A 10,091-nucleotide genomic window follows, 5' to 3' on the forward strand; every position below is an offset into this window, starting at 1 on the left:
GCCGCCGGCAAGCAGGTCCTGCGGGCGGGCCAGAAGGCGCGAGATCGGCACGGAGGCATCGCCGACGGCGGAGACGAAGGAGGAGTTGGCACCGTTCTCCAGCAGACGGCGAACGAGATAGGCGAGCAGGTCGCGGTGGCCGCCAACCGGCGCATAGATCCGGCAGGGATGGCCGTCGCGTTCCGACACAGCCTTGAACAGGCTCTCGCCCATGCCGTGCAGGCGCTGGAACTCGTAGCCGCCGTCATTGCCGGCCAGCGCCACGATCTGCGCCACCGACAGCGCGTTGTGCGTCGCGAACTGCGGATAGATGCGCGGGCGCGCCGCCAGCAGGGCCCTGGCGCAGGCAAGATACGAAAGGTCCGTCGCCGCCTTGCGGGTGAAGACCGGGAAATCGGTCAGGCCGCGCTCCTGCGCGCGCTTGATCTCGGTGTCCCAGTAGGCGCCCTTGACCAGGCGCACCATGAACCTGCGGTCGAGGCGCTCGGCAAGGCCGATCATCCAGTTGACCACCTCGAGCGCCCGCTTCTGATAGGCCTGGATTGCCAGACCGAACCCGTCCCATCCCGCGAGGGATGGGTCGGCCGCGACGGCCGCGATCACGTCGAGCGAAATCTCCAGCCGGTCCGCTTCTTCCGCATCGACGGTGAAATTCAGATTGTGGCGCCTGGCTGCCTGGGCAAGCTTCAAAAGCTGCGGCACGAGTTCATCGCGCACGCGCGCGCCCTTGACCGCTTCGTAGCGCGGGTGCAGCGCCGACAGCTTGACCGAGATGCCGGGGCGGTTCGGCAGTTCGCCGCTGCCGGCCGCCTTGCCGATCGCCTCGATGGCATCCGCATAGGAGCGGAAATAGCGCTCCGCATCCTCGGCGGTGCGGGCTCCCTCACCGAGCATGTCGTAGGAGTAGCGGTAGCCCTTGGCTTCCTGGTTTCTCGCCCGTGACAGCGCGCCCTTGATGCTCTCGCCGAGGACGAACTGGTGACCGAGAACGCGCATCGCCTGCCGCGTCGCGGCACGCACTGCCGGCATGCCCATGCGCTTGACCAGGGCGGCGAGAATCGTGTTCGGCGCCTCGCCCGGATGGATCAGCCGCGACGTGATGCCAAGCGCCCAGGACGAGGCCGAGACGAGCCAGGTGTCGGACGGGCCTCCCTCGGACTCGTCGAACCGTGCGGCGGCGAGCTTGTCCTCGATCAGCTTGTCGGCGGTCGCGGCATCCGGCACGCGCAAGAGCGCCTCGGCCAGCACCATCAATGCCAGGCCCTCGCGCGTTGAAAGACCGTATTCGCGCAGGAAATCCTCGACCCCGCCCAGTCCGCCAATGGCCGAGCGGATCGCCTGGATGTAGCCGGAGGCCAGTTCGTCCACCCGCGCCTCGGTGGCGTCGTCAAGCGAGCCCTTGCCGATGAGCGCACGAACGGCGGCCTCATCCGAGGGGGCAAAAGGGGCGCGGAAGGGCGAAAGGTCTTTATGCGACTGCGCGACGGGCGCGCGTTCCGATGCGAGGCTCATGACAGCTCCTGAACACAACGAGTGCCGCGCAGCGGGCCTGCCGACGGGTTCATGCCCGAGCCGCCCACTTAGCGAATTCCCCTATCATACCTGCAATTCTTCCGTTATTTTCTTCGAAATATTATACAGAAACGGAGATTTTTCCCGTGAAATCCGAGAATACCGCTGAAACGCCGGCACTTGACCGGGTCGATCGCCGCATTCTGGCGGTTCTGCAAGTCGACGGCAGGATCACCACAACAGACCTCGCGGCCAAGGTGAACCTGTCGTCGACGGCAACGGCGGAACGGATGAAACGCCTGATCCGGGACGGCTACATCCTGCGCTTCTCCGCCGAACTCGACCCGCTGCGCCTCGGGTTGGGGCTTCTGGTCTTCCTGCAGGTCAAGCTCGATCGCACCACACCGGATGTCTTCGACGCCTTCGCGCAGGCCGTGAAGCGGGTGCCCCAGGTGCTGGAATGCCACATGGTGGCCGGCGGGTTCGACTATCTGGTCAAGGCACGCGTCTCGGACATGGCCGCCTATCGAAAGCTGCTTGCCGATGCCGTGCTCGACCTTCCCGGCGTGCGCGAAACCCACACCTACGCGGTGATGGAAGAGGTCAAGGACACCCATGTCCTGCCGCTGTAGGCAAGGCGCACGGGACCATAACGAAGCCGTGTGTTGACCGTCATTGCCGCCTCTTGCAGGAAAAGAAAAAAGGAAGGACCTGCCTCGATGTTCCATTGCCGCCACCGTTCGCACCCGATTGCCGGCGCGGCGCTTGCCGTCAGCCTGCTGCTTGCCGCCCCTTTCGCCGGGGTGCAGGCGGCAGATGCCCCCGACCCGGCCGACTGGCCGGCGGTGCTTGAGGAGGCGAAAGGCCAGACGGTCTATTTCCATGCCTGGGGCGGCGAGCCTCGCATCAACAGCTATATCGCCTGGGCGGGCGAGCAACTGAAGGCCCTGCACGGCGTCAGTGTCGAGCAGGTGAAGGTCGATGACACCGCAAATGTCGTTGCCCGGGTGGTTGCGGAAAAGGCGGCCGGACAGGATACCGGCGGCGGCGTCGATCTCGTCTGGATCAATGGCGAGAACTTCGTTTCACTGAAGAAGGCCGACCTGCTGATGACGCCGGGCTGGGCAACGAAACTCCCCAACTGGGAACTGGTCGACACGGCAAACAAGCCGGCGGTGCTGACGGACTTCACCGAACCGACGGACGGACTTGAAAGCCCGTGGGGCATGGCCAAGCTCGTCTTCATGCACGACACGGCAACACTCGCGAGCCCGCCGACCAGTCTTGCCGCGCTGGCGGAGTACCTGAAGACCCATCCGGGACGCTTCACCTATCCGCAGCCGCCCAATTTCCACGGCTCGACCTTTCTCAAGCAGGTGCTTGCGACAACCATTGCCGACAAGGCAAAGCTGACAAAGCCAGTCGACCCCGCAAGCTTCGAGGCCGATGTCGCACCGCTCTTCGCCTGGCTGGACGCGTTGCACCCGACCATGTGGCGGCAGGGGCGTGCCTTCCCGCAGAACCAGCCGGCCATGCGCCAGCTTCTCGCGGATGGCGAGATCGACATTGCCTTCACCTTCAATCCCGCCGACGCCTCGGCGGCGATCGCGGCCGGAGAACTGCCCGATACGGTCCGCACCTTCGTCCTCGACGGCGGCACGATCGGCAATGCCCATTTCCTCGCGATCCCCTACAATGCCAATGCCAAGGCCGGCGCGCTGGTTCTGGCCAACTTCCTGCTAAGCCCGGAAGCGCAGGCGCGCAAGCAGGATCCGGCGATCTGGGGCGACCCGACCGTACTTGCAATCGACGCCTTGAGCGAGGCCGACAAGGCCCGCTTCTCCACCCTCGACCTCGGCATCGCGACCCTTTCCCCGCAGCAACTCGGCCCGGTCATCGACGAGCCGCATGCAAGCTGGATGACCGGAGTGGAACGCGCGTGGAACGCCCGCTACGCCTCCCGATGAAGCCACGGAACGGGCAGGCCGCAAGACAATGATCAAACTGGCACCGGCGGCAACACTGGTCCTGATGCTGGGTCCGGTTGTCGCGGGCCTTGCGGGCACGCTGCTGCCGGCCTTCGGCCTTGTGCCTGCGCTTGGCGGCGACACGCTGTCGTTCGACGCGTTTCGCCGGCTCGCCGCGCAGCCGGGGCTGGCCACCTCGATCCTTCTGTCCCTCGGCACGGGCCTTGCGGCAACGCTCGGCGCCTTCGTGCTGACGCTCCTGTTCACGGCCGCCTTCGAGGGCACACGCCTTTTCCGCGTGCTCCGCACGTTGCTGTCACCGCTGATGTCCGTGCCGCATGCGGCCGCGGCCTTCGGCCTTGCCTTCCTGATCGCGCCATCCGGCTTCGCAATGCGCCTTCTGTCCCCCTGGTCGACCGGTGCGACGCGCCCCCCCGATGTGCTCATCGTCGGCGATCCGGCGGGCATCACCATGACGCTGGGTCTGATGGCGAAGGAAATCCCCTTCCTCTTCCTGATGGTGCTTGCCGCATTGCCACAGGCCGATCCGGCGCGCGCGCGCCGTGTCGCGGCAAGCTTCGGCTATGCTCCCGTCGCCGGGTGGCTCAAGGCGGTGCTCCCACGCGTCTACCCCCAGATCCGTCTGCCGGTCTTTGCCGTCATCGCCTATGCCACATCGGTCGTCGACGTTGCCCTCATTCTCGGTCCTGCCACGCCGCCACCGCTTGCCGTGCGCCTGACCGGCTGGATGAACGATGCGGACCTGTCGCTGCGCTTCATGGCCTCGGCCGGGGCCTTGTTGCAGCTTGGCGTGAGCCTTTCCGCCATCGCGCTGTGGATCCTTGGCGAGAGGATCGTCGCGCGGCTCGGCCTGCGCTGGATCGCGAGCGGCGGGCGGCGGGCGGCGGATGTCTCCCTTGCCGCCCTTTCCGGCATGCTGATGAGCGTGCTGACCGGTGCATTGCTGCTCGGTCTTCTCGTGCTCGCGCTTTGGTCGCTGGCCGGGCCCTGGCGGTTCCCGGACGCCTTGCCGGCGGGCTTCACGCTGGCGACCTGGCGCCACCATCTGGCGGCGGCAGGAGGAACCGTCGGCACGACGCTGGTGATCGGACTGCCCGTCGTGGCGATCGCGGTCACGCTGGCGCTCGCCTGCCTGGAAACCGAGACCCGGGGCTCCCGCGCCTTGCGGCACCGCTCGATGCCACTCGTTTACCTGCCGCTGGTCGTGCCGCAGATCGCCTTCCTGTTCGGCCTGCAGATCCTGTTCCTCATGGCCGGGCTGCACGACACGCTCATCGCGGTCGCACTCGCCCACACGGTCTTCGTCATTCCCTATGTCCTGCTGGCGCTTTCCGATCCCTGGCGCGCCGTCGACCCGCGCTACGGCCATGTCGCGAGCGCGCTCGGTGCATCGCCCGGCAGAACCTTCTGGCGCATTCGCCTGCCGCTTGCACGGCGCGCCGTCGCCACCGCCGCGGCGCTCGGTTTCGCCGTATCGGTCGCGCAATACCTGCCGACGCTGCTGATCGGCGGCGGCCGCACGGCGACCGTGACCACAGAGGCCGTGGCGCTTGCATCGGGCGGCAACCGCCGCCTCGTCGGTCTCTATGCGCTGCTGCAGATGGCGCTGCCGTTTGCCGCTTTCGCGCTGGCCGCACTCATCCCCGCCGTGACGTTTCGCCACCGCCGGGAACAGGAGCCGGATGCATGAGCGAGCCGCTGACCTTCGAAAAGGTGGAGATCTCTCTCGCCGGACAGCCCTTGATCGGCCTCGACAGGACCATCGGACCGGGCGAAGTGCTGACCGTGATGGGACCCTCGGGCGTCGGCAAGTCGAGCCTTCTGGCCCATGCCGCAGGCTTTCTCGCCCCTGCCTTCGAAGCCCGCGGCCGGGTGCTTTCAGGCAGTCTCGACGTGACGGGACTGCCGGCGCACAAGCGCCAGCTCGGCCTGCTGTTCCAAGACCCCCTCCTGTTTCCGCACCTGAGCGTGGGAGCCAATCTCGCCTTCGCTCTGGCGCCCGACCTGAAAGGCCGTACCGCCCGCGAGGCCGCTGTTGCCGCTGCCCTTGCCGATGTGGAGCTCGCGGAATTCGCGGGCCGCGACCCCGCAACGCTTTCGGGCGGTCAGAAGGCCCGGGTCGCCCTCATGCGCGTTCTGCTGTCGCGACCGCGCGCGCTGCTGCTCGACGAGCCGTTCTCCAAGCTCGACGCCACGCTGCGCGGCCAGATCCGCACGCTCGTCTTCGACAAGGCGCGCGCGCACGGCCTGCCGGTGCTGCTCGTCACCCATGACCATGCCGACGCGGAGGCGGCCGGCGGTCCCGTCGTCGACCTGACCCTGTCCGCCTGAACGGGCGGGCAGGCTGCAAAAGCCTGGGCGGGGCCCTTCAGCCAGCCGCGTCGGCGGCGGCAGACTGCAGCAGGGCATAGCGCTCGATACCGATCTGCTCGATCAGGTTGAGCTGCGTTTCCAGATAGTCGATATGGTCTTCCTCGTCGCCCATGAGGTCCTCGAAGAGGCGCATCGTGACATAGTCGCCGACTGCGAGCGTCACCTCCCGCGCCTCCTTGTAGAGCGCACGGGCGGAATATTCTCCGGCAAGGTCGGCCTCGATGACCTCCTTCAGCGACTGCCCGATCCGCAAGGGATCGAGGGTCTGCATGTTGGGAAACCCTTCAAGAAAGAGGATCCGTTCTACGATGCGGTCGGCATGCTGCATCTCCTCGAGCGATTCCTCGCGCTCCTTCTGCGCCAGCTTGCCGTATCCCCAGTCCTCGAGCACGCGGTAGTGCAGCCAGTACTGGTTCACCGCTGTCAGCTCGTGGCGCAGCGCCTTGTTGAGGTAGTCGATGACTTTCGCGTCACCCTTCATCGCCCGTCGTCTCCCCCTTTGCCGGCGGCGTGCCCTTCTCCGCCGGTGCTTCCTCATGGATTATCGGAATGATCGTGCTGAAGCATCCCCCGCAACGCGGTCTCTTGCCAAGCGCGCGAAACACCGCGCCCGGCGTCACGACAACGCGGTCGGGACCGGACTGGAGCTCCCGCGCGGCGCGGCGCAACTCCTTGTCGGTCAACACATTGCAGGAACATACGATCACGTCGAGTGCAGGCCGGCGGCACGCCGCGCAACCTTCCCTTCGAAAAGTTGAACTTTAGACACTACATATGGGACGAACCGGACCGATGCAAACCGATTGCACGGATATACGACAGGACGCACCGGACAGCTTGCGAAAAAGCTTGCGCGACGACACGACTCATCTTCTGCTTGAAAGGCGGCCGGCGTTTCATGAGCCTGTCAGCCCCCTGCCTGAGCGACGTTGCCCGCCAAGCGCGACGACAAGCTCAGGTTGAGTAAATATTCCTTTCCCCGGCGCCTATACCCGCCGGCCTATATTCATTTACTCCCTTGATTGAATACAGAGAAAAATTTTCAGGCCGTAATCATGTTTACATGCCAGATTTACCAATGGTTAGCCGATCTATCCTATTCATGACGTGAAAACACACGTAGCGACAGGTGCAATCCCGATCTCTTCCGGGCGAACCTGACCGTCAACGGTTGCTGCGTGACGTATAGGGCGGCAGGTGCCGGACGCCTGTCTGAAGGAGCGTTTCATGACTTGGAAAATCGGCCATCGCCTCTGGGCACTCGTCCTTCTTTTCGCAACCGGCATCGCCGCACTGCTTGCGATCCAGATCAGCGGCTATCACGACCGTCTGGTGGAAGACCGCAAGGCAGAGCTGTTGCATATTTCCGAAGTCGCCTACTCGGCGGTCGAGCGCGAATACAAGCTTGCCCAGGACGGCAAGAAGACGGACGCGCAGGCACAGGCAGACGCGGCCGACACACTGCGCAACATCCGTTATGGCGGCAACGAGTATTTCTGGGTCAACGACCTGGACCACATGATGGTGATGCATCCGATCGCGGCCAAGCTTGAAGGCCAGAACCTCGAGGCGATGGAAGACAAGACCGGCAAGCGCTTCTTCGCCGAGTTCGTCAAGCTCGTGAAGTCCGGGGGCGAGGGCGTGGTCGAGTACCACTGGCCGAAGCCGGGTTCCGACGAGCCGGTCCGAAAGTTTTCCTACATCAAGGGCTTCATGCCATGGGGCTGGGTCATCGGCACCGGCGTCTATGTCGACGATATCGACACCCTGTTCTACGGGGAGCTGCTGCGGCAGTCCCTGATCGTGATGGCGATCCTGGCTCTTGGCGGCATCATCTGCGTGCTGCTGGTGCGCTCCATCACCCGGCCGCTACACGAACTCGTCGGGCGAATGCGCTCGCTGCGCGAGGGCGACACGGAGACCCCCGTTCCCGGCGTCGGACGCGGTGACGAGATCGGCGAGATGGCCGTTGCGGTCGAGACCTTCCGCGAGGCGGCTATCGAGCGCGAGACGATGGCGAGCGAGCAGCAGCGCGAAGAAGCCGCGAAGATACAGCGCCAGCAGCGCATCGAGCAGCTCATCGCCCGTTTCCGCACCGTGATCGCACAGCTTCTGGAGCAGTCGGAAGCGACCAACGCGACGTTCGGACGGGCCGCCGAAACGCTGTCACACAACGCAGCCTCTACATCCGACAAGACAACGGTCGCCTCGAATGCCTCCCGGGAAGCATCGGAGAACGTCCAGTCGGTGGCGAGCGCGGCGGAAGAACTCGCCGCCTCGATTGCCGAAATCTCGCGCCAGGTCGGCCAGACCACGCAGATCGTGACCGACGCCACCTCCAGCGCCCAGGATGCCAACCTCAAGGTCTCCGGACTGGCCGCGGCCGCCCACAAGATCGGCGAGGTCGTGGTTCTGATCCAGGCGATCGCCGAGCAGACCAACCTGCTGGCGCTCAATGCCACCATCGAGGCGGCGCGCGCCGGCGAGGCCGGGCGCGGTTTCGCCGTCGTCGCAGCCGAAGTCAAGGAACTGGCGACCCAGACCTCCAAGGCAACGGAAGACATCGGCGCCCAGATCACCGCCATCCAGAACGAGACGGGCGAGGCCGTCGAGGTGATCGGGGTCATCGCCCGCACCATGCAGGATGTGAACGGCTATACATCCGCGATCGCGGCGGCAGTCGAGGAGCAGGGTGCGGCGACCGGCGAGATCTCGCGCAATGTCCAGCATGCCGCACATGGCACCAGGACGGTCGCCGACAATCTTGCCCAACTTCTCGATACGGCAGGACAATCGACTGCCAGTTCCAGCGAGGTTCTCGATGCGTCGCGCAGCGTGACCACCACCTCGCAACGGCTCAAGTCGGAATTCGAGACCTTCCTGCAGGAAGTCAGCGCCGCTTAACCATCTGAAAAATCGCGCGAAATCTCCTTCTTGACGAAAGGGAATTCGCGCGATTTCTCCTTTTTGGAGCCGGTCATTTCGATTTCGTTTCCCGGATAACGACAATTTTACGTTTCTGCCTCAGTCTTTCTTTCAACGCCAAGTCAAGTAGCCAACAACAACTGAGGAAAAACCGGTCATGGGCCTGCTTTCACGCTTAAATCTGGTCTCGATCGTCTCGATGGCCGCTGCTCTCATGATCGTGCTGGCACTCGGCACTGTCGGCACCGTCATCTACATGGTCCTTACCGATCGCATTCAGTCGGATGCAGTGACAAGGCAGGATGCCAGCCTTCGTGTTGCCGCGACCATTGTCGAGCGCGACATGCCCGGAACCACCATCACCTGGAGCGAGGACGGAAATGTCCGGCGCGTGGTGATGGAGAGCATTCCCGAAGAGGTCAGCGACCACGCCATGATCGATACGATCGGCCGGATGACGGGCGAGACGGTCACGGTCTTCAAGTGGAATCCCGAGAACAAGGATTTCTGGCGCAAGACCACCAACATCATCAAGCCGGACGGCTCGCGTGCGGTCGGCACGCCGCTTGGCCAGAACGGCGCTGTCTATCCGGTGCTGACGAAGGGCGAGACCTTCCGCGGCGAAGCCGTCATCCTCGGCACTCCCTACTACACCATCTACGAGCCGATCCATTCGCCGGCCGGCGAGATCACCGGCATTCTTTATGCCGGCGTCCGCAAGTCGACAATCACGGCCCTGATGGACAGCGTCACCAGCAAGCTGATGATCGCCTTCGTGCCGATCCTGCTCGTTTCGATTGCCGCAATGGCCCTGCTGGCCCGCCGTCTGCTGAAGCCGATCCCGCGCATCGCCGAGGTGGCGCACAACATCGCCGACGACAATCTCGACGCGGAAGTTCCCTTCACCGATCGCAAGGACGAGATCGGCCAGCTCGCGCTCGCCGTGGACGTGCTCAAGGAGCGCGCCTTGGAGCGCCGCCGCCTTGCCGCCGACCGGGAGGCCGCGACGAGCGAGACCCGCAACCGCCAGAGCGAGATCGACGGGCTGATCGCCGAGTTCCGGACCACCGTCCAGACCCTGATCGGCACGGTCAGCCAGACGGCATCGGGTCTCGACGAGACGGCGCGCGAGCTCTCCGCCTCCGCTCATGACAGTGCCGAACGGGCCGGCGAGACCTCGCAGGCAAGCTCTGCGGCGACCAGCAGCGTGCAGTCGGTGGCCAGCGCCGCCGAGGAACTCTCCGCCTCCATCGCCGAGATCTCCCGCCAGGTCGGCCAGACCACTCAGGTCGT

9 protein-coding genes are annotated in these 10,091 nt (G+C 65.0%); 6 read left to right on the forward strand and 3 right to left on the reverse strand.

Annotated elements, in window-relative coordinates; translation table 11 throughout:
• Positions 1-1,512, reverse strand: a 1,512-nt coding sequence (locus ACN0T5_RS20200; RefSeq protein ID WP_417770414.1) for a proline dehydrogenase family protein, incomplete at its 3' end; no start/stop codon positions are given.
• Between the two features lie 146 nt (positions 1,513-1,658).
• Between ACN0T5_RS20200 and ACN0T5_RS20205 the strand changes: the two genes are divergently transcribed.
• From ACN0T5_RS20205 to ACN0T5_RS20220, 4 genes are all read left to right on the forward strand, one after another.
• A complete protein-coding gene (locus ACN0T5_RS20205; RefSeq protein ID WP_417770415.1) occupies positions 1,659-2,144 on the forward strand; it encodes an Lrp/AsnC ligand binding domain-containing protein in 486 nt (161 codons plus the stop codon).
• Positions 2,145-2,231: 87 nt separating this feature from the next.
• A complete protein-coding gene (locus ACN0T5_RS20210; protein WP_417770416.1) occupies positions 2,232-3,479 on the forward strand; it encodes an ABC transporter substrate-binding protein in 1,248 nt (415 codons plus the stop codon).
• A gap of 28 nt (positions 3,480-3,507) precedes the next feature.
• Positions 3,508-5,190 carry an ABC transporter permease gene (locus ACN0T5_RS20215; RefSeq protein WP_417770417.1) on the forward strand — a complete coding sequence of 561 codons (1,683 nt, stop codon included), beginning with the start codon at positions 3,508-3,510 and terminating at the stop codon, positions 5,188-5,190.
• Positions 5,187-5,831, forward strand: coding sequence for an ATP-binding cassette domain-containing protein (locus ACN0T5_RS20220; RefSeq protein WP_417770418.1), 645 nt, complete (start codon positions 5,187-5,189; stop codon positions 5,829-5,831). Before ACN0T5_RS20215 ends, ACN0T5_RS20220 begins: the two co-directional genes overlap by 4 nt.
• A gap of 37 nt (positions 5,832-5,868) precedes the next feature.
• Here ACN0T5_RS20220 and bfr read toward each other — a convergent pair whose 3' ends face one another.
• Positions 5,869-6,354 (reverse strand): bacterioferritin, encoded by a 486-nt coding sequence (gene bfr, locus ACN0T5_RS20225; protein ID WP_417770419.1) that lies wholly within the window; start codon positions 6,352-6,354, stop codon positions 5,869-5,871.
• The gene (locus ACN0T5_RS20230) at positions 6,344-6,580 is read right to left on the reverse strand and encodes a (2Fe-2S)-binding protein (protein WP_417770420.1); all 237 of its coding nucleotides are present in this window, start codon (positions 6,578-6,580) and stop codon (positions 6,344-6,346) included. The genes bfr and ACN0T5_RS20230 overlap by 11 nt, the downstream gene beginning before the upstream one ends.
• 520 nt (positions 6,581-7,100) lie before the next feature.
• Between ACN0T5_RS20230 and ACN0T5_RS20235 the strand changes: the two genes are divergently transcribed.
• Both ACN0T5_RS20235 and ACN0T5_RS20240 read left to right on the forward strand, forming a co-directional pair.
• Entirely contained in the window at positions 7,101-8,777 is a 1,677-nt protein-coding gene (locus ACN0T5_RS20235) for a methyl-accepting chemotaxis protein (RefSeq protein WP_417770421.1), read from the forward strand.
• A 178-nt stretch (positions 8,778-8,955) separates the two neighbouring features.
• Positions 8,956-10,091, forward strand: a 1,136-nt coding sequence (locus ACN0T5_RS20240) for a Cache 3/Cache 2 fusion domain-containing protein (RefSeq protein ID WP_417770422.1), incomplete at its 3' end; no start/stop codon positions are given.

The sequence above is a fragment of the Stappia sp. genome, assembly GCF_048261845.1.
Classification (GTDB): Bacteria; Pseudomonadota; Alphaproteobacteria; order Rhizobiales; family Stappiaceae; genus Stappia.

Excerpts from the sequence above, each read along its gene's own strand:
- ACN0T5_RS20210 (WP_417770416.1), top strand. The coding sequence starts at position 2,232 with ATGTTCCATTGCCGCCACCGTTCGCACCCGATTGCCGGCGCGGCGCTT.
- ACN0T5_RS20215 (WP_417770417.1), top strand. The coding sequence starts at position 3,508 with ATGATCAAACTGGCACCGGCGGCAACACTGGTCCTGATGCTGGGTCCG.
- ACN0T5_RS20220 (WP_417770418.1), top strand. The coding sequence starts at position 5,187 with ATGAGCGAGCCGCTGACCTTCGAAAAGGTGGAGATCTCTCTCGCCGGA.
- bfr (WP_417770419.1), bottom strand. The coding sequence starts at position 6,354 with ATGAAGGGTGACGCGAAAGTCATCGACTACCTCAACAAGGCGCTGCGC.
- ACN0T5_RS20235 (WP_417770421.1), top strand. The coding sequence starts at position 7,101 with ATGACTTGGAAAATCGGCCATCGCCTCTGGGCACTCGTCCTTCTTTTC.